Origin of the sequence: Mammaliicoccus sp. H-M34 (assembly GCF_022386495.1) — a bacterium.
GTDB classification, from domain to species: domain Bacteria; phylum Bacillota; class Bacilli; order Staphylococcales; family Staphylococcaceae; genus Mammaliicoccus; species Mammaliicoccus fleurettii.
Genome location: NZ_JAJNIK010000003.1, coordinates 388,710 through 410,462, shown reverse-complemented (window position 1 = coordinate 410,462; position 21,753 = coordinate 388,710). Strand labels below are relative to the sequence as shown.

The following is a 21,753-nucleotide window of genomic DNA, read 5'->3' as shown; positions in this document are numbered from 1 at the left end:
AATTCTGAGTAATGTCCGTAAGATGTATTGTTAGGGACATAATTCTGAGTAATGTCCGTAAGGGGTGTTGTTAGGGACATTATTCCGAGAAATGTCCGTAAGAGGTGCTGCTAAGGACATAATTCTGAGTAATGTCCGTAAGATGTATTGTTAGGGACATAATTCTGAGTAATGTCCGTAAGGGGTGTTGTTAGGGACATTATTCCGAGAAGTGTCCGTAAGAGGTAGTGTTAGGGACATAATTCTGAGTAATGTCCGTAAGAGGTGCTGTTAGGGTCATTATTCTGAGTAATGTCCGTAAGAGGTAGTGTTAGGGACATAATTCTGAGTAATGTCCGTAAGAACTAGTGTCTAAGGAGAATAATTCGGAATTCTGCCAGTTATCCCGAACCCAAGCCCCAACCATCCTCACTTTCTCCACACGAAAAAGCTAAGACAATTTATTTGTCTCAGCTTTTCCTTTACTTAAAGTTCAATTGTATTTCTTTATTTGATAATGGTGCGAATTGATTGTAAATTTCAAGTAGTTTTACTTTTTCGTTATTCCAATTATAGATTTCTTTAGCTTGTTTAGTGTTCTCACTAAGTCTATTTCTAAGTGCCTCATCGCTCACTAATTTATTAACCGCTTCAGCTATTTCATTTGCGTTATGAGGGTCGACTACTATACCTGTATTGGTTTCGTCTACTACTTTTTTGATTTCAGGAAAATCACAACTTATAACTGGTACATGTGCCATCATATACTCGAACAATTTATTTGAGCTTGCTGAGTAATGATTGAAACATATGTTTTGTAACACTTGAAATCCTAAGTAAGCTTCTCTAGTATAAGATGGTAATTCTTGAAAAGGTACTTTATCTAAAAAGTGAATTTTATCTGCTTTGGCAGAATTTTTACTCATATCTTTTAATTGTTGTGTTAATTTTCCTCCGCCAATAAATAATAAGTGTCCTTCTTCAATATCGTCCATTGCTTTAATCAATAATTCTAGTCCTCTACCTTGTTGTAGTCCACCTTGATATAACAATATTTTTTCATCTTCATTTATACCTATTATTTGATGTAAGTTGATTTTATGTTTATCTTGTATATCATATTTTTCAGAGTAATTGTATAGCGTTTTTGGATAAAATCCATAAATTTTTTCGTTATACTTTGCTCTTGTATGGTTTTCTACAATCATTTGATCAACAAATTTTAGCATAAATGATTCAATTTTTTTAATTTTTTCTTTATTATAACCTGTTCTATCTGATTGAACTTCATGACTATCATATATAAGTGGTCTTGGTTTTAATCTTAATTTCGAGCAAACGATTGCTTGAGGTAATGTATTTAAATCATTTGCATGATATATATCTGCATTCTGGAAATAACCTTTAACAATCATTCTCGTTATAATGGCACCGTTTATGAACCATTTTCTTAGTTTTTTAATTTTAATCATACCAGCAGCAAGGGCTAGTGACATTAAATACGCAGCCATTATAGTAAAGCTAATGTAAAAAAGCCCTGGTATAATCGCAACTTGAACACCAGCAACTACTAGTAAAAATTTTTTTCCATAATCTTGATATGCTTGTAACATCCAAGGATAACGTTTTACTCTATGGACTCTAAATGAATTAGAAATTTCTTCATAGGCTGTGATGACAGGATTTTTAGGATCATCGATTGCAATTAAGTCTACTTCATAGCCTTGTTCTGCTAATGTTGTACATTCTCTATTTACTCTCGCATCATTTGTAAAATGATTCCAAACAAACATTGTGACTTTTTTCATTTTCTAACCTCATTCTTTATGATTTATAGTATACCTACTTGGAACAACAGTATATACAACCATGCTACACTCACTAGCCCAATCATTGCTAATATGCTTGTTGGTCTTTTTTCTTTATGAATTACAGATTCATCAACTTCTTTATCGCGTTGCTGTTGAATTTTAATACGTTTATAATCTAACTGTTCTTCTTTAGTTTTCTTTTTTACTTTTTGAATGAGATGAACATATCTCGCAACTACATCATTAACATCACCATACGCAACCATTTCTCCATAATGTATCCAAATTGCTTTCTTACACATTTTTTTAATTTGTCCTGCTGAGTGTGATACAAAAAATATTGTCTTACCCTGCTCTTGTAATTCATGCATTTTATCTATACATTTATTTGAAAAAGTTTCATCTCCTACAGATAAAGCTTCATCAACAATTAATATATCTGGGTCTGTATGGATAGCTATAGCAAATCCTAGTCTAGACTTCATACCGCTAGAATACGATTTTAAAGGTTGATATATAAATTCATCTAATTCACTAAATTGTACAATATCATCAAATTTTTCATTGATTTCCTTTTGTGTCATACCATGCATCAAGCATTTATATTGAATATTTTCTGCACCAGTAAAATCTGGGTTCAAACCTGCACCAATAGCAATTAAGGAAGGTTTTCCATTTGTATGTACTGTACCAGATGACGGTTCGACTACCCCACCTAAAATATTAGATAGAGTTGACTTTCCGGAACCATTCAATCCAATAATACCTACAGATGTCCCCTCTTCAACTTCAAATGTTATATCGTGCAAAGCATAGTAAGGTTTTGATTTATAACTTAAGCCAAAAGTAAATAAAGATAATAATTTATCTTTTCTATTTACATTCAAGTCATAAACCTTTGAGACATTTTCACATTTAATTTTATATGTTTTTGTCATCTTCATCACCTTTTCTTAAAAACGTAATTAGCTTTTCAATATTATCTTCCCAAATTAAATGTTCATCTCGGTATTTTTTTGCGTTGTTTTCTTTTTTCAACAACTTATTTTTGTCATTTTTTAAAGATTCTATCTCATTAACTATTGTTTCATTTGAAGCTTGTTTCCGAGCAAATCCTAAATCATATTTTTGTATAATCGCTTCAGTAGGACCACTTATATTGGATACGGGCGGAGTACCTACTCCTATTGAATCAACAATTTTACCTGGCATAACATTCATAAAAACATCTGACGATTCTAATATTGAAAGTGATACATGATGTTTAGAAATTTCTGATAGACAAGCTACACGATCAACTGGCTTTTTCACGTGGATATACGCACATTCTTTGACAGCTTTTCTAAATTTATCAGCTTGTACACCGTACACAATAGCAGTTACGTATATTTTTTTATTATTTAATGCTTTGCATATTGAGATTAACTTATCGACATCTTGAGCATACCCTATATTTCCAGTATATATTACACTGAAATCTTGATACTTTTCTTCTGTTATTAGCTCACTCTTTGAAATTCCATTAGGTAAGTAAAAAATTGGTGTTTTATTTTCTAATTTATTTTGTATGTGTGCTCTAAATGCTTCATTGTTTATAACAATTTTATCTGTAGAATTGTACATCTTCTTCTCTAAATATTTTAAAAGTGGCATAAATAAACTGATGTTTATATGTTTTAAACCGTTTACACTATCTGGCCATAAATCTCTAATTTCTAAAACATATGTCGGTTTTTTTGCTTTTTTGAAAAAAAGCGTCGCCCAAGCAAGAAATATATTTGGACTGGAAACGTATATAATATCATAATCTTCTTTATGCATATTCAGAAATACTTTTAATCTAACGTACTGTTCTATATAGTATACTAACCTCATAATAAAATTACTATTTTGTTTATTACCATGCATTTTCATACGTATAATTTTACTTTTTTCTAATTTATTTAAAGATTGATCAGTAAAGTATGCATCATCATCAAATAAGCTTTGATTTGGATATGTTGGTTCAGTTGTTAACATAGTCGGATCTGCGCCTTTGACTTTAAATGCTTTAAACATCATTTTCATTCTGTTTGCTGCAGATCCGAGTTCTGGGTAAAAGTTTTGGGAAATCATTAATAATTTCTTTGTCATATTATAAACACCCTATAAGTAGTCTAGTAACTTCCTTTTAAATCTTGAATGAATTAATGAACCAATTAACAATAATAATATTGTTATTAACCAAAAATATAAATGATCATGCCATTCTCCATATACTGATACATTTCCATGAACAAATGCCGTTCTGTATACACCTACTAAGTAAGCAAATGGATTCAAGCTCGCTAATCTTTGTAGAATACCATGTGCCTCTTCCATCGCCCAAAATATTGGTGTCATAAAGAATAACATTCTAATGATATTTTGAAGTAAATTTTTAGTATCTCTAATGATAATTATTAAAGTACTCATAATTAGTGAAATACCAAAAATAATTGCATATGATGCTACTAAGAAATAAATAAACCAGAAATAGTGCCACCATGGTACATAACCATTAATAAGTGAAATTACAAATAATATTGATGATGTAATCATTAAATTAATCATATTGTTAGTTAATGCGATTGAAATAAATATTGATGATGGGAATCTCATCTTTGATAATAGTCCTACATTACCTTGTATTGAAGTTGCACCAGTATTTATACCTTGTGATATAAATAACCATGGAAAGAGACCTGAAATTAAATGTACTAAAAATGGTACACCAACTACTTGTGCATTTGCATCTCCTCTTAAACCTAAACCAAATACGAGATAATAAACTGCTACTTGTAGTATTGGCTGTAATATATTCCAAAACACGCCAAGATAGTGATTGGCGTATTGACTTTTCATATTATAAATTGCAAGTTTCAAAATTTTAGGTAAATTATTAAGTTGTTCTTTAAAGATTTCAGTAACTATCTTCATATTATAACGACCTACTTGATTTTTTATTTTTCAATAAGTTCAAATTCTGAAGCATTTATCCACGATGACTTTTCAAAATTTTTACTTGCATATACTGAAATTATTTTTGACTCATGAGGATTAAAATTCAAATCATATCCATTTATACTTAAATCGACTAAATCGATTTGATGATCCTCAATATCAAAGTATATTATCTCTCTGCCATTAGTGTTGTTATAAAATGTTTTTATTTCAATTTTTTGAACGTTATTAGTTTTGTTAGTTAAAGTAAATATCTTTTTATTTACATCGCTAAACTTATTTGAAAGTGCTCTAAACCTTGTGCTATTTAAATTATTACGTTGATAAAAATCATCTGTTTCAATTATGATGTTTTCTAAGTTACTATTGCGTTCATTTATTTGCTGTTCCAATTGATCCACTTTATTTTCTAAAGTTTGGCTATTGTTTACTTGAAAATAATTTAAAATTGGCCAATTATTTTTTACAATCAATTGATGAAGCTTGTTTTCTTTTTTATCTGAATCATTTATTTTAAGTAATTCAAATAGTATATGCCTTGTATTAATTAAACTAAAGACATCTAAAAAGTCATCACTTTCTTGAATAATACAACTATGCCATCCGTTCATTCTAGATTCATAGTATAAAATTTCATATGGATGATAACCCATTTCTATCGTCTTATTCAATTCATTTCTTTCAATAAAACGAGATAAATATTCTATTTGATGCTCATCATCAAACGGAAAGTCTTTAGCCCATTTTTTAATAGCATTCGTATAAGGAATAAAAGAATCTTTTGTTTGAATACTTTTTGGAACGATATCTTTCGCTAATTCAAAAATTGTCGATTTTAAATGTAATGCATTTTGAAAATCATAATTTTCGTTATAATAATTGATTAAATTAATGCTATGACTTGTTTCATATTGTTCATATTTAACTTTCATTTCAGGCTTTATAGACGAATTATCCATATTAAATAATTTATAGTTTAAATTAAGATTATAAGCAATTTTACGTGCGATTGATTCATCTAATTTATATATCTTCGAAACTTGTTTGTTTTCCAATTCATCTATGTTTCTCGTATAAGTGAAGAATTTAACACTATCCACAAAATCTTTTATATATGATAATGATACTTTTGAATCATGCCCTGCTGTAATAGAGCATAATATTTTTTTATCTAAATTAAATAAATATTTAACTGATTCTTTTATTTCATTATCTATTAAGTTCAATACTTCCTCAGCAGTTTTGACTTTAAAAGATTTAATTGGATAAATTCTTTTAATTTGATGCTGCGTCATATTTAGCCGTGTATTGGAATTAAACTTATATATATTTTTATATTTGCTATAGTCTAAAAACCCATTTGATTTAGAAGCTATTTTTTCACACTCAATATTATAGTACTCTTCAATCAACTGCTTGAGTAGTTCTGAATGACTAGCATACATTGATAATTCATTATGATAATACAAAGACAAAAATGATGTAGCATCATTATAAAAATACACTTGTCCTTTATATTCAATAAACATTGCATATCGTCCATTATAAAAACTCATCTCTTCAAGAAATTCATAAGAATCTAACTCATGTGATAATAAGCGAGAGAATATTTCATGATAGTTTAATTCACTATTTTGAGTATGAACTAAATGACCTAATAAGATGACTTTTGTTTCATTCACCATTACTTCACATTGAGCTAAGTCATGAGCGTAATAAACATTAAACTTTCCAATATTCGTATTCTCTTGATAGTATGTATGATCAAGAGAGAATTGATTAGGTAATACTATATATGCTTTATGAAACTTAGCCAATACATTATCCATCATATTCTCCCCCTATTATCCATCACTTATTGAACTTCTTTTTTTAGATTTTCAACATATTGATTTAAATCATGGTCTTCTGGACGCTTATACTGATCGTATAAACTATAAATTTCTAAAAATCTCTCAACCGCTTCTTTTCTTTCTTCAGGCTTAACTTTCTCAAGTCTTGGTAAATACCAACCTTTAACATAGAAGTTAAATCTATGTTCTAAATACGAACTAAGTAAGCCGTGCTTTTCATAGAAAGGAATTCTTTCAATTTCTAAAGCATAATATTTATCGAATAATTTTTTGGAAATTGAATTAGTTACAGAACCTGAAACAGCTGCATAATACATATGAATAACGTCAGTAACAGCTTTTACTTTTTTAGAATTAATCATCAATTCTTGGAAGAACAATGTATCTTGCCCAGCTGCTCCTTCAATCATTTGAATGTTATTATCTTTAATAATTGCTGATTTAATAACTAAAGCTTGTATACTTTGTGCTCGTAATCCACATTTCTTCATATATTTCTTAGGATCTTCAATTAATAAGTTACCGTCATTGTATTTCTTAACAGTTCCAGCATAATTAAACAATGCTCTACGTTTGTTGTCTTCTTTAATAATATTTCCAACAACCATATCTACATCTTTATTTGTTTCGATTTCTTCTAATAAAGTTGCATATCCATCGCCTGTTGCTTCATTATCAGGATCAAGATAAGTTATATATTTTGTAGAAGCAAGCTCTGCACCTTTATTTCTAGGTCTTGATGCACTTCCTGATCCTTGTTCATATTCATAATACACAATATCAGGGAATCTTCTTCTTAGCCTATTAATAATAGAAATCGTTTCTGAATCTGTGCTTCCATCATTTACAAATATAATCTCCATTTGACTAAAGATAGAGGATCTTCTTAAACTACGCATACATTTATCTTCTAAATACGTCCCATTATTGTGTATAGGGATAATTACACTCAACTTTTTGTTTTGCTTATTTTGACCATATAAAGTAGATTCGTAAATTTCGGATCGATCTAAATTATAGCCATTATTGGATTGCAATATATTTAAGTTTTCGTCTACAATATTTCTATGATACATCGTTAAATATTTGTTTTTTGCTTCATCAATATATTGATGTGCTTCATGTTGTTTATCCTTAGTGACAAAATCAACATCTACATATTTAAAAGCTGAAAATAAATCTTCTAAATAATATTCTTCATATGAAATAGAGTCTTTCATAAATGTTATGAATTTATATTGACTATAATCATCTATAGTCTGGTTAGCTTCGGCTACATCAAATTGCACATAAAGTTGACGAGATAAAATATCATTCATTTTATCTGTTAATTGATCAACAATTACTAAAACTTTACTGTCCTTTTGAGTTGGTTCTATATCTATATACGATAAAACTTCATCTAATCTATGATAAGTTGTGCTATCTCTCATAACACTTCTAATACTTTTCGCCTGCATATCTTCAATTTCATATTCTTTATATTGATTCATAATTGGTGCTACATCGCTTTTATGATTAATCATAAACACATTAGGAAATTGGTTATTCACGCCAACTGAATAGTTAGATAAGATTAAATTACCAAACGCTTGTAATTCAAAAATTCTATTCGCAAACATAGTTTCTGAATATTTTACTGAATTCACATTTACTGCCCATCTATAAACTTTATGTAAGCTCATAAGTTCATTATGATCGATTGGCATTGTTAAAAATGGAATATACTTCATAGGAAATTGATAACGCGTTCTTCTTAAAGGTAAATTTCTATCTATAATCGTTAAATCATTTTCATTATTTATTAATTCATCAAAAATTCTTGCTGATTCTTGGTTTCTTACAGGATATTTTTCAGTCCAACTTCCTGCAAAAATAACATCATTTTTAAATGCTTGATTATATTGGCTTCTTGAACCAACAGGATTATGATAATGTGGATTAATTCCAAACTGTAGTACATGAACATTATCATTTTGACAATATTCTTTATAATCATTAACAACCTCTTCTGCAGAAGTTAAAATAATGTCGCACTCAGTAGCAATATCTTTGTATAAATGGAAATTAACAGGATCTTCTTTCGAGTAAAATACAATTGGTATATTAAGATTTTTCGCTTTTTGTATACCTTCTATTAACATTCTTCTCTTCTCGCTATTGACTGATGCTAGACCAGTCCAGCTTCCATCTATACCTCTCCATGCAGTTGCTACAATCAACACATCCATATTATCACTTAATGATGAAAACTCACTATCTATATATACAATATTACCTATATCTTTAAATGAATTATATAAAAATTCATCAGCGATTAAACCAACTTTATATTTATTTTTTACAAATACTCTTGATTCGTTAGAGCTATTAAGTTGTGAGATATGTTGTTGATGATTTTCAAGGAAATCTAATTTTGATTCATCTGCAACTTTTTTATAATAATTATGATGATTAGTATAATCTTTTACTTTCTTAAGCTTATACAACCCATACATATAATCTTGTTCAACAATATCCAGAACTTCTTCTAATTGTTCAACTTTTGTTTTGTCGTCAAAGTTAACTAATTCTTCTTTAGCTGTTTGAAGTTTATTACTTTTGTCGATTTTTGTTGGTTCATTTGAAGACATTATGATTTCCTCCTATTTCTCCAACTCCAGTATTTCGTTTGAATTTTTCCTAATTTAGAATTTCTTAAATTGTGATATAGTCTTTCGTATTGTGCTTTTTCTTCTTTTTTATGACTTTTTTGTAAATTAATATTCTCATTAATCAAACGAACAATAGCCGATTTAGATTCTTTTCTTTCTTCTTGAAAATTAGTAATAATATCTAACTGTTCTAGTTCCAATTCATTATAATTTTCATAACTTATACTTTCTAAAGAATCAATCATTTCGTTATCAATTAAATCTGAAAGACTAATCCAATATTTTTTCTTTTTAATAATAACGCGAACTGATTTCGCTTTTAAAAATACCATATCGATATTCACATTGTTAAAGTCAAATTGTTCTTCATCTAAAGAAAGGTCAATTGTTTTGTTCTTGGCACTATCTTGATAAAATAAAGTAGAATTTTTTATAGATACTTTAGTATTTATCATAACTGCTCTGTCTATATCTTCAGTTTTTACAAAACCACTAAATGTACCTTTATTAAATATTGCTTCTAAAATTTCACCTTCATATAAATATAAAGCTCTAGAAGAATAGTTCTTCTCTTGGAATAATAAGTTATAATCTACTTTAAAACCTAAATCTCTATTTATTTGTGGCGTATTAAAATGAGTTAAATCAACTCTTATTGTTTCTATAGGCTTTGAAATTAATTTGATAGAGTTATTCAATTTAGTCCATCCAATTATATTGGTACCTCTTACAACGAGTCCATAAAGTTCACTTTCTATGTCTTTTACTGAAATAACTTTTAAAGCCTTATTTAAATAATCAGAAACATGATTTACAATAATTTCATCGTCATCTACATCAAATATTTCTTGATTTTCTGGTTCTCTTAAAATAATTTGAAAACTTAATCCGCTTTGAATAAATGGACTTTTTACATCAATCATACGAAGACCCCTCAATCTTTACTTATTAAATGAATATGCAATTTCTTTTCCGAATGTATATAAATTGCCGTAATTATAATATTTAACATGTTCAAATTTAGATTGAACAACATTTTTAGTATCAAATATGATTTTATTTTTCATACCTTCAAAGTCTTGATCAGTTAATGTTTTAAACTCAGAATGGTCACTTAGAATTAATACTAATGATGCATCTTGAACTGCCTTTTTAATATCTTTCTCAACAAAGCCTAATTCAACATGTGGATCATATGTTTCTACTATAAGATCGTCTTCTTTTCTCAAATCATTATAAATATCAAAGGCAGGTGATTCTCTTACATCATCTACATCGCCTTTGTAAGTTAAGCCGAATACTGTAATCTTGTTGCCACCTAATTCTTTTAATATTTTTTTAGATTCTTCAATGACATATTGAGGCATTGAACGATTAATACGTCTGCCCTCTTGAATTAACGGTGTAGTTTCTGGATCTTTTGCAATAATAAAGTATGGGTCAACTGCTAAACAGTGTCCGCCAACTCCTGGTCCTGGCAAATGAATATTAACACGAGGATGTTTGTTCGCCATTTTAATCACTTCTAATACATTAATATCTAAATGATTACATACCATAGCGAGTTCATTTGCTAATGCTATATTTAAATCTCTATAAGTATTTTCCATTAATTTACTCATCTCAGCAGTTTTAGCATTAGTTTCAATCATTTCACCTTGTACAAATGTGCCATAAACTTTTTTACCTGCTTCAACACATTCCGGCGTGATACCACCAATAATTCTATTGTTATGAATTAATTCATGTAATATCTTTCCTGGTAATACTCGTTCAGGACAATGTACTAGGAAAATATCTTTACCAATTTCAAAGCCTTGGCTTTCAAGATAAGGTTTAACGTGATCATCCGTTGTTCTAGGTGCTATTGTAGATTCAACAATAACAGTATTTCCTTTTTCTAAAAATGGAACAATTGATTCAACTGCTCCCATTACTAATGAAATATCACATGATTCATATTGATCATCATTATTTGGAGTAGGTACTGCAATTATAAAAGCATCTGCTTTTTCAGGTTTTAAGCTAGCTTTAAATTTATTTTTAGATAATACTTCTTCATAAGCATCTTGTAAGCCAGGTTCTTCTATATGAATTTGACCGTTATTTAATTTATTCACTGCTTCTTTATTTATATCTACACCCACAACATCTACGCCGTGTTTCGCAAACATAATTGAGGTTGGTAATCCGATGTATCCTAAACCAATAGTAGTTAATTTCATATTATATCCATCCTTTAATAATTAATTGTTAAGCTATTACTTATGTAATATTAATTATATTGTAACTATTATTAAAGCAATAAACAGTTGTTTAACAGATACTTAAGGAAGGGTTTACATTCTTTTATCATAGTTTACATTTGCTTAATAATAAAAAGAACTCAAAATTAATTGAGTTCTTTTAAATATTTTTCAATATCAGTTTTTAATCTAGGTCCGAATGTTTTTGAATAGCTATTTGATATATGTCCTTTATCCATATAGACAATTACATTTCCTATAACCGGTACAAATTTGCCATTTTCTTTAAAGTACTTTGTATAATCAACATATTTTGTATTCTTCGGCTTTTCTTCAAGTTGACTCCATTTATCCTCTTTTGGTAAGCGTTGTTTTGCATTCATTTTATTGATTGTTTCTTTTTCACCAAATTTATCTAATGTCTCTGGAACATTAAATTCATAACGCGGATTATCTCTTATTGCCATTATCGGTGTCTTAGTTGCGGTGATATTCTCAAATTGTTTAATTTGTAATGGATCTATTTTACCATTTATATCTGTACTTGAATCTGCTGTTGTTACAACTAAATCTATATCTTGCTTTTCAATTTCTTTGATTAAGTTTTTATTCCATTCCGTACAATCTTGCTCACTATCTTTAGTTGTTAATACACAACCACTTTTCGTCATGTTTAAGACTCTGTAATTACCTTCTTTAGCAGCGGTTTGTAATGCACCAAGCCAATGTTGTGCATGAGAGCTCCCAACTAATGCAATTGTCTTATCATAATCTTCTTTTTTACCATATTCTCCAACTAAAACTTTTGACTCACCTATTTTTTGATGTACTTTGTCTCTAGTAGAATCAGGAGATTCATTTCTAATTTTCGAAAATTCTGGTATCACATCTACATCATCATTTACTTTAACTTGTTTTTCTGCAGCCATTGCACCAGGATAGTCCTCACTTAATGCAACTTTATCTTTTTCTAATGGATTATTAAATACAATGAAATATAATGCTGCCACAGCTAACAAATTAATTACTAAACCAATACCTAACTTTTTAAATGAAATTTTATCTGAAGATGCTGTTCGAATTGGCTTTTCAATATATTTTGTCATTAAGTATGATAATAACCAAGAAAGTAAAATCATACAAATCCCTAAAATAATACCTGGTTTTTCGTTGTTATGATATTGATAGAATGAAAGTATTACCCAGTGCCACAAGTATAACCCAAATGATAATCCACCTACTTTTACCATAAAGGAAGAACCTAGAAATTTCTTAACACCAAGCTTTGTTTCGTGGTTTCCAGATACTAAAATAAATACTGCACAAAGCATTGGCCATAATGCAATGTATCCCGGAAACATTGTTGATACATTGAAAATAACACCTGTTAAGATCAAACCAATTAGACCTAACCAACCTATAATGCTAGCTACTACACTGGATATTTTTATTTTAGATAAGTTAATTGCTAATAACCCACCTAATGAAAACTCCCAAACTCTAGTTAATGTATGGAAATATGCCCATGGTTGATTTACATGTGTTAAATATATTGAATAAATAAAAGATACAATAAATAAAGTACCTAAGAATAAATTCATTATATTTACGATTTTCAAGTTTGCTTTCTTTTTATATATCACAAAAATCAAACTAAATAATAAGAACCAAATAATATAAAATTGTCCTTGTATAGACATTGCCCAGAAATGTTCTACTGGTGTCTTCATTTGATCTTTATTTAAGTAATCAGTACTTGATAAAGCGAGTTGCCAATTTTGATAGTAAAACAACGAAGCTATAATTTCTTTTATAGTTTTACCTAATATCGATTCAGGCAATAAGAAAAAGCTTAATACGACCGTTGTAAGTAATACTGTGATAACTGATGGAAATAATCGTTTAATTAAACCTGTTATGTAAGGTAAAAATTTAAATGATCCTTCCCTATTGTATCTAGATATGATTGATGTCGTTATAAGAAATCCTGAAACAACGAAGAATACATCTACGCCTCCTGATACCTTTCCAAACCATATATGATAAATTGCTACTAGCAATGCTGCAATGACTCTTAAACCCTCGATTTCAGGTCTAAATTTCCTCTCTATATTGATTGGTTGTGTCTGCATATGAAAAACTCCTTTTAATATTATACAAATGTTAGTATATCTATCTAGATATTCATTAGAAAGATAAATATATAATATTTACAATATCTTAATACGTAATTAAAGAATCCCTAACAATTGAATTGTTAGGGATTCTACTATTTCATATGCAGATTTATGTTTTTAATAAATTGATGATATATTGTGTCACCTTCAAAATGTGCACTTCTTTGTTCACCATAACTTATAATATTCTGTATTTCATCGCTATTATAGTTTTCAATAATATATGCCAATTGATTCCCATAACGCTTTATATCTTGCTGTTCTATTAGATAACCATTAACTTTATTATCTATTAAAAATTCTGGTCCATAGCAACCTTTATAACTCACCACAATATTACTTTGATACATCGCTTCTAAAATGACTAATCCAAATCCTTCAACTCTGGATGGAACTGCGGTAATTTTACTAGATGCTAAAATTTTAGATAGTTGATTTGTAGTTGGTTTCAATTGAACGATATCACTTATACCATATTGTTGTATCATTTTTTTATAATGTTCTTTTTCTTGGCCATCACCGTATATTTCAAGTTGATAGTCGTATTTCCTCATAGTTTCTTGTATATGGTTAATACTTTCTATTAGTAAATCAAAACCTTTTTCTTGTTCAAAACGACCAGCAGCAGTAATAACATTTTGCTTTGCAATATCATATTTAGTTTCTTTAAGAATATTAGGTACTATTATAACCTTGGTTTCTGACAATCCTTGCTGATAATCCATTTTATCTTCATTCGTCAAGGTTGTTACCAAATCTAGCTTATTATAAGATTCAAGAATGCTTTTTTGATATTGTTCATTATGCGCATGTAAATACATATGTTCCATACCTATTTTTAAGACCTCACTTGGACCATAATCTGCAACAAGTATATTATAGCTTGCACGTGTACCTACAATTATATCTGTACGAACATTTTTAATTTCTCGAATAATTTGTTTCTCTATATAATTTGAAAACTGATGTAATCCTGGCTCAGACGGATGTATCATTTTCGGTTTAAGTAAAGGTGTGAATTTATTCACTCTATTCATAAATATGTTAGTTAAACCTTTAAATGTTTTGTTATACTCTATAATTGGTTTGATTTCAATTTTTTCATGCAAATCAAAATAAGGTTTTTGATTTGCTTTAAAAACTGAAATAATTTTTACTTTATGTCCTTTTTCACTTAAAATATTTGCCAAATTAGAAATTGATTTAGTTGTACCACCCATATGATATATATTGTGAACTAAAAATGTAAAAGACTTCATAATAATCACCTATTTCAGATCATGGACTCATCTATCAAACTTGTGATAGTTTCGTATGATTCATTATTTTTATTAATAAATTTTTCGTTAATGTCGTAATATTCCCCACTCAATATTGCTTTAAATAAAGCCTCTTTTTCAAAGTATTGATTCTCATTTACTAATTCATAAATATGTTTATATAAACCTCTATTGTAGTCATATACTTTATAGTCAGGTGTATATAGGTATACCTTTTTATCAATCGTTAACGCATCAAATATAATAGATGAATAATCGCTAATTATAATATCGGATACTAATATAAGTTGTTGCGTTTCAAATTGAGCTGTATCAATATAATTCTTATGTTTATTAGAATGATCTTCTTCATGATATTTATATATGATATTATATTTCGACTTTATTTCTTCAGGAAATTCAAGTAAAAATTCTTCATCATTATTATCTCTCCATGTTGGCGTATATAGAATCGTTTTTTTCTCTTTATTTAAATTTAAAAGTTGTTTAATACTTTCGATTTCATTCATATCCCTTTTATATTCCAATAAATATTGATTCCTAGGATAACCACAAGATACTATCTTTGTGTCTTGCATAGGAAATGCAGATTCAAATACATAGTTAATCGATTCAACATCAGTAATAAAATAATCTTGCTTAATTAATTTATTATACTTACGTGCTCTATAATTAAAAATATCAATATTTTGTTTAGGTTCTTTACTATCTAAAAATAACCGTTTTAATGGTGTACCATGCCATAATTGGATAATCGTTCCATTAGGTTTTATATTGTCTGGTAAATAACTCTCCAGTATCACGACACTAGCTCTTTCTATCATTTCATTTGTTTCAATATGACCAGGTGAAATAAAATGATCACCTTTTTTATCATCGGTAACAAAATATACCGTGTATTTCGAATATTGTTCTGTTAAATACTCAAACAAATACTTTGAATTACCTCTATATCCAAAATCAAAACCTAAAAATACAATATAAGGTTTTAATTTTGTTTTATCCTTTTCATAAATGTTTATAGATTCCAACTGTTTTTGTACAGCTTTTTTATTTAAATTTTGATAGGTGCTTTTTGGTAATTTAAACTTTGTTTTCAGCATTATCTTGTCAATCGTTCTAGCATTATACGGTAAGCTGACTTCTTTCATTTCAAACACACTGTTCATAGAGCTAAGCAGCGCTAATTTATTTATATAAAATTTCGACTCCGAATCAAGATTTTGCTCTTTCAAAGCTTTTATTCCATGTATACTTGGTTGGTTTTGATCATAAAAATCAAATACAACATGAGAATCTATTTTAATTTCATCTAAATGAATTAAAGCATTTAAAGTAATATCAAAAATATTTTCCCATTCAAAATTAGTGATTAACCATTTCAAATCTTCTTTTTCAAAAATAATATTTGGTTGAAGTGTTACATTATTGAACCAATCAGATATTGTTATAAATGCTTTTCCCATATATCTACTATCGTTTGTATAATATCCGTTGTTTGTATAATCGACTATATAAGAATTGTCATCTAGCTCTGTACTTTTTACGATATCTTCTCTAACTTGAGTATATTTATCTTTTAAAATAATATGACTTACTTCCCGACAATGCGTATTTATGAAGTTCTCTAAGTTCGGTTGCTCATGAATATCTATAATTTTAATCATTTTACACCTCTAATAATATTAAATTAATACAATAAATTGACTTCATTGTCTATCCATGTAAGATTTATAATTAATTTCATTGTTATAATTATAACATTTCTGGAAAGTTTTCATTTTGATAAAAGGTCATCCCATTTTACTCAAACTCAACATATTCTAGTATAATATACTAATAAGTAATAAATATACATTATAAACATTTTCAGAATTGTAAAATGATGATTTTGATGAAATAATAACCTAAAATACCTTAATATAAAATTTACAAAGTAGACAAATAGTTTACATTGATATGCATATATATTAAGCTTGATATATAAAATAATGAGGTGAAAAAAATGCGAAGAGTAATTACTTATGGAACATATGATTTACTACATTATGGCCATATTGAACTTTTAAGAAGAGCTAAACAATATGGAGACTATCTAATTGTTGCATTATCGACTGATGAATTTAATAAACTTAAAAACAAAAAATCATACTATAATTATGAACAAAGAAAAATGATGCTTGAGTCAATAAGATATGTAGACCTTGTAATTCCCGAGAATAATTGGGAACAAAAAACAGATGACGTTAAAAACTATAACGTAGATACATTCTTAATGGGCCATGATTGGGAAGGTGAATTTGACTTCTTAAAAGATGAATGTGAAGTCATATACCTTAAAAGAACTGAAGGTATTTCAACAACTCAAATTAAAAAAGAATTATATGGTACCGAATAGAACACTTAATTGTGTTCTTTTTTTTTTGGTTATAAATGTTAAAATTTAGTAATTATGGTAATATAATGTTAAAAACATTAGGAGAGATACATGAAAAATTTATACAAATTTTCCCTATGTATTATTGTGGGATTAATCATTATATTGTTTATTAATCAATTTAAAGATTTTAATAAAAAGAAGGATGCTTTTATACATTCTCATCAAAGTAAAAATCATAAAAATATTGCTAACTCTGATAAGGAAACTTTCACTGAATTTAAAGACGTTAATGATTATTTGACTACATCAAATTTCAATGGAAATATCACAATATATAAAGATAATAAACTCGTGATGAGTAATGCATATGGTTATAGAGATTTTGAAAATAGTATAAAAAATGATTCTAAGTCTATGTACTTAATCGGGTCCGCTAATAAATTCATAACCGGATTAATGTTACGCCAGTTAGAAGAAAAAGGCACAATCAATATAAACGATAATGTGAACAAATATATACCAAACTTCCAAAATAAATATCCCATTAGTATTAAAGATTTAATGTTGCATCGCAGTGGATTAGCCAAAATAAATTTAAATCCTAATTTGCATAACTTAGACGGAGCTATAGCAAGTATTAAGTCACAAGGTGTATTACCTGCACAGTATCATCAATTTAACTATAATGATGCAAACTATATAACCCTAGCTAAAATCATTGAAGTCGCAACTAAAAAAACATTTGAAGAAAATCTCAACGAACTAATACTTAACAAGGCCCATTTAAAATATACATCACGTTATGATTCGGTTGAGCATAAACAATACATGGCAAAAGGATATAAATCTATCCATAACCAAAATATTTATGTACAACCCATGAACTTAGATAAGTATGATGGCGCAGGTAATATTTATATTTCTACAGATGATATGGCTAAACTCGTAAAGAAATTTAAATCTGATAGGATCCTATCTCATTCATCTACAGTAAACTTACTTTCAACAGGAGATTTAAATTTATACCCAGGTACTTATAGATACGGCTTTTATAACTATTTAAATTATCAAAGATATAGAGGTATTTTTTATAAAAATGATATCGTTACATATTCTAATGATCGCTATATCGTATCTATAGCAAGCAATAAATTACCAGAACCATACAATCAAGAAACTGAGAAGATGGCACAACATATATTCACTAATATACTGGGACAACAATTGAAACAAAAATAATAGAATTAACATAGATATTTATTTTATTAAAAAAAGAGAGTAGCTCGGACAAATTAATTGTTCGAGCCACCCTCTTTTTTTAATGAGATATTTTCTTACTTTTATTTTTTATACTTCTTAAATTCATTTTTGTTTTGAGTTTTATAAGTTTCATTTGATAATTTCTATATGTCTTTTTATTAAACTCTAATTTCAATTCTTTTGATACTTCAACGTACTTTTCATATTGTGACCCTGAAGAGATTGTTAATATAAGCTCTTTCAATTCTTTCACACTATCTGTTTCAATCTTTTCTATGCCTTTTAAATATTTGGTAGCTGGGTTTATTAAATCATCTAAATTTTCTACCTTCATAAAATTGTTACGGATTAAGAAATAAATGATTAAATAGTCCATTCTATAACTGTAATAATTACTTACTTTTTCTTTTAGTTCATCTAAAATAACTAAGGATCTTTTTCTTACTTCTGTGGCATCATTTAAATACTTTTCAATATGTTTATAACTAGATGCTACAATAGAATCTTCAATTCCAATATTATATAAATATGCTAGATCATCTATTATAGTGATTTTACTGTTCGACCAAGCTTTTAAGTTAAAAGTGTGTTCTTCACAAAATGTTATATCTTCATCAAACCTTATATCACGTATGATTTCACTCTTATATAGTTTTCCATATGGTCCAATTGACTGAATGATTTCAGGTGTTCGATTTAATGTTGTATGCTCGATAGCTTTTAAATCATTGTATGTTTTAATTGGTCTTATTTCTTCTCCAATTAAATGTGATACTTTACCAACAACAATATCTGTGCCGTTTTCTTTTATAGCTTTAACCATTTTATCGATTATTCCCTCGCCTAACTTATCATCAGCGTCACAGAACATAATGTATTTACCTTTAGCAATACTTATACCTTCGTTTCTCGTTGCTGCTGCCCCTTTATTCTCTCTGTTTAATAGAACAATGTTGGGATTGTTTATTTTACTAATAACATCTGCACTATAATCTTTGGAACCATCATTAATACAAATTATTTCATGTTCATAGTTACTTTTTATAGAGCGAATCGTTTCTTCTATTGTTTTTTCAGCGTTATAAATTGGTATAATGACACTTACTTCCATAGGTTTATACTCCTTTTTTTTATAAAATCAATTAGTTTTTTCGTCGCATCAAAATGAGTATATTGATGCCACATTGGCTTAATTGCTTCATTAACTTTACATCGATTAACTAGTTTATAAAGCATTTCTAAATTATATGCTTTATTTTCTTTAGTCATTTCATAATAATATTTATTTAACCCTCTCATCTCATCATATTTTTCTTCATCATAGCAATAAAATATTATAGGTTTGTTTAGCAATGAAGCTTCTATACTTAGAGAACTATAATCTGTAATAATAACATCTGCTATTTCAACCAATTCTTGAATATTTCTTTCGTCTGAATCATAACTTGTAATGCTCGGGTGTAACTTAGTTATGAGTTCATAATCAGGACACATTTTTTCAAATACTTCTTTATCAATTGTTTGTATCTCATTCGTATAATCTCTATATGTCGGAACATATAGAGCGATTTTTTTTGAATGAACATTATATGTATGTTTATTTTTATATTGATCTAATCTCGGTAATCCAAACGGTAACATTTGTTCTTCTTTAGCATCTAAACTTTTTATAAAAACATCTTTCATGATATCTGAACTAACAAGATAGTAATCTGTAAAATGATAAACAGATAAATAATTTTTTATAAGCTGTTTATTACCTTTGTTTATACTATTATCTTCAAGTCCAAAGTTCTTCAATGCACCTGCAGCATGCCAAGTTTGAATGACAGATTGTTCTCTTGATTTACTAATACTACCAAGTAATAAATAATATGTATCAATAATAATTGTTTTACTTTTTTTAATTGCTTTAAGTTGCTGGAATACATATTTATTTTTTAAATTTATCACTTTATCAACTTCTAAACTGTTAGCAAATTCAAGCCATTTTGGGTGTGCAATGATTGTGATACAGTAGCCTTCTCTTTTAAGTTCTTCAATAATTGGTAATACATCTTCTTTAAAAGTCATAAATACAACAACATTCTGACTTTTTATATTGTGTTTGAAAAATTTATTAAATATGAATAATAAAGAAAGATAAACTTGTTTAATCACATTTCTAATCACTTTGACACTTCCTAACATGAATTAAGTTCTTTTTATAAAACAAGGATTACTCATACGAGCAATCCTTTTTTATTGATTATTATTTTAAATAAAGTCAGCAAATCTTTGTCTAAATTTAACATGTAATATAGAACCGACAACAAAGAATAATGCTGTTACACATATATTATATAGCGCCAATTGCCAATGGTCGATTATGTACCAATTATCATAAAGAATTGCCGCTCTATATCCTTCCGCAAAGAAAAATACAGGGTTTAATTTCATGATCAATTCTATAATAGAACCTTTTTCTGGTATCCATAAAATCGGAGACATATAAAACAACATTCTTAGAATAGCTTGCATAGCCATTTGAGTATCACGTATAAGCACACCTAATGTTGATGTAAGCATTGATACTGAGAATGCAAATGCATATACTAAAGGCAAATATATAAACAATTGTAAAATATAAATCGATGGTAAGATACCTGTTGGAATACAAATTAAAACAATAGCTAAAACTAGAATAAGATGACCATAAAATTTGCTTGTTAAAATATAAGCAGGTATGGCAGATAATGGAAAGTTCATTTTCGCTACTTGATTAAATTTAGTTGATATAGATTTAGTACCTTCTAATATACCTTGGTTTACGAAGAACCACATACTTATACCGACTAATAAATATAAAATAAATGGCACACCATCAATTGGTGCATTTTGTCGTATCCCAAATCCAAACGCAAACCAATAAACAAAGATTTGAAGCATAGGATTTATAATTTCCCAAGCTAAACCAAGATAGTTATCATGATTTGAAATTTTTAATTGGAACATCGCTAATCTTTGTATTAGATAAAAGTTTTTAACATGCTCTTTTATCACAGTAAATACAGCATTCATGAATATCACTCTCTCGCTTAGACATTTATTACTTAATCAATAATATAGCATCAATTACTAATAGATGATAT

At 28.1% G+C, this 21,753-nt stretch carries 16 protein-coding genes; 2 read left to right on the top strand and 14 right to left on the bottom strand.

Annotated elements, in window-relative coordinates:
- Positions 1–461 precede the first annotated feature (461 nt).
- The 11 genes from LQ608_RS06255 to LQ608_RS06205 all read right to left on the bottom strand — a co-directional run bounded on the left by LQ608_RS06255 (position 462) and on the right by LQ608_RS06205 (position 16,649).
- Entirely contained in the window at positions 462–1,787 is a 1,326-nt protein-coding gene (locus tag LQ608_RS06255) for a glycosyltransferase (protein WP_239750784.1), read from the bottom strand.
- 23 nt (positions 1,788–1,810) lie between these two features.
- Positions 1,811–2,599, bottom strand: a complete 789-nt coding sequence (locus LQ608_RS06250) for an ABC transporter ATP-binding protein (protein ID WP_481817130.1) — start codon at positions 2,597–2,599, stop codon at positions 1,811–1,813.
- Between the two features lie 112 nt (positions 2,600–2,711).
- Positions 2,712–3,923: a glycosyltransferase family 4 protein gene (locus LQ608_RS06245; protein WP_239750779.1), complete on the bottom strand. Its 1,212-nt coding sequence runs from the start codon at positions 3,921–3,923 to the stop codon at positions 2,712–2,714.
- A gap of 12 nt (positions 3,924–3,935) precedes the next feature.
- Positions 3,936–4,748 (bottom strand): ABC transporter permease, encoded by an 813-nt coding sequence (locus LQ608_RS06240; protein WP_239750778.1) that lies wholly within the window; start codon positions 4,746–4,748, stop codon positions 3,936–3,938.
- Positions 4,749–4,771: 23 nt separating this feature from the next.
- Positions 4,772–6,601 carry a hypothetical protein gene (locus LQ608_RS06235; protein ID WP_239750777.1) on the bottom strand — a complete coding sequence of 610 codons (1,830 nt, stop codon included), beginning with the start codon at positions 6,599–6,601 and terminating at the stop codon, positions 4,772–4,774.
- Positions 6,602–6,627: 26 nt separating this feature from the next.
- Positions 6,628–9,258: a glycosyltransferase gene (locus LQ608_RS06230; RefSeq protein WP_239750775.1), complete on the bottom strand. Its 2,631-nt coding sequence runs from the start codon at positions 9,256–9,258 to the stop codon at positions 6,628–6,630.
- Complete coding sequence (locus tag LQ608_RS06225) at positions 9,258–10,202, bottom strand: hypothetical protein (protein ID WP_239750772.1); 945 nt, start codon at positions 10,200–10,202, stop codon at positions 9,258–9,260. Before LQ608_RS06225 ends, LQ608_RS06230 begins: the two co-directional genes overlap by 1 nt.
- An 18-nt stretch (positions 10,203–10,220) precedes the next feature.
- Positions 10,221–11,504: a nucleotide sugar dehydrogenase gene (locus LQ608_RS06220; RefSeq protein WP_239750769.1), complete on the bottom strand. Its 1,284-nt coding sequence runs from the start codon at positions 11,502–11,504 to the stop codon at positions 10,221–10,223.
- 167 nt (positions 11,505–11,671) lie between these two features.
- Entirely contained in the window at positions 11,672–13,657 is a 1,986-nt protein-coding gene (locus tag LQ608_RS06215) for an acyltransferase family protein (protein WP_239750768.1), read from the bottom strand.
- Between the two features lie 137 nt (positions 13,658–13,794).
- On the bottom strand, positions 13,795–14,961 hold the full coding sequence (locus tag LQ608_RS06210; RefSeq protein WP_239750765.1) for a glycosyltransferase: 1,167 nt from the start codon (positions 14,959–14,961) through the stop codon (positions 13,795–13,797).
- A 14-nt stretch (positions 14,962–14,975) separates the two neighbouring features.
- Positions 14,976–16,649: a CDP-glycerol glycerophosphotransferase family protein gene (locus LQ608_RS06205; RefSeq protein WP_239750763.1), complete on the bottom strand. Its 1,674-nt coding sequence runs from the start codon at positions 16,647–16,649 to the stop codon at positions 14,976–14,978.
- 338 nt (positions 16,650–16,987) lie between these two features.
- Here LQ608_RS06205 and tagD point away from each other — a divergent pair, with 338 nt between their 5' ends.
- Together tagD and LQ608_RS06195 are read left to right on the top strand one after the other, a co-directional pair.
- The gene (gene tagD, locus LQ608_RS06200; protein WP_239750761.1) at positions 16,988–17,380 is read left to right on the top strand and encodes a glycerol-3-phosphate cytidylyltransferase; all 393 of its coding nucleotides are present in this window, start codon (positions 16,988–16,990) and stop codon (positions 17,378–17,380) included.
- Positions 17,381–17,470: 90 nt separating this feature from the next.
- Entirely contained in the window at positions 17,471–18,601 is a 1,131-nt protein-coding gene (locus LQ608_RS06195; protein WP_239750760.1) for a serine hydrolase domain-containing protein, read from the top strand.
- Between the two features lie 79 nt (positions 18,602–18,680).
- On the opposite strand, the gene LQ608_RS06190 is transcribed toward LQ608_RS06195, so the two are convergent.
- The 3 genes from LQ608_RS06190 to LQ608_RS06180 form a co-directional block, all read right to left on the bottom strand.
- Positions 18,681–19,733, bottom strand: a complete 1,053-nt coding sequence (locus LQ608_RS06190; RefSeq protein WP_239750758.1) for a glycosyltransferase family 2 protein — start codon at positions 19,731–19,733, stop codon at positions 18,681–18,683.
- Complete coding sequence (locus LQ608_RS06185; RefSeq protein WP_239750756.1) at positions 19,724–20,794, bottom strand: CDP-glycerol glycerophosphotransferase family protein; 1,071 nt, start codon at positions 20,792–20,794, stop codon at positions 19,724–19,726. Before LQ608_RS06185 ends, LQ608_RS06190 begins: the two co-directional genes overlap by 10 nt.
- Positions 20,795–20,878: 84 nt before the next feature.
- On the bottom strand, positions 20,879–21,682 hold the full coding sequence (locus LQ608_RS06180; RefSeq protein ID WP_239750755.1) for an ABC transporter permease: 804 nt from the start codon (positions 21,680–21,682) through the stop codon (positions 20,879–20,881).
- Positions 21,683–21,753: the final 71 nt, after the last annotated feature.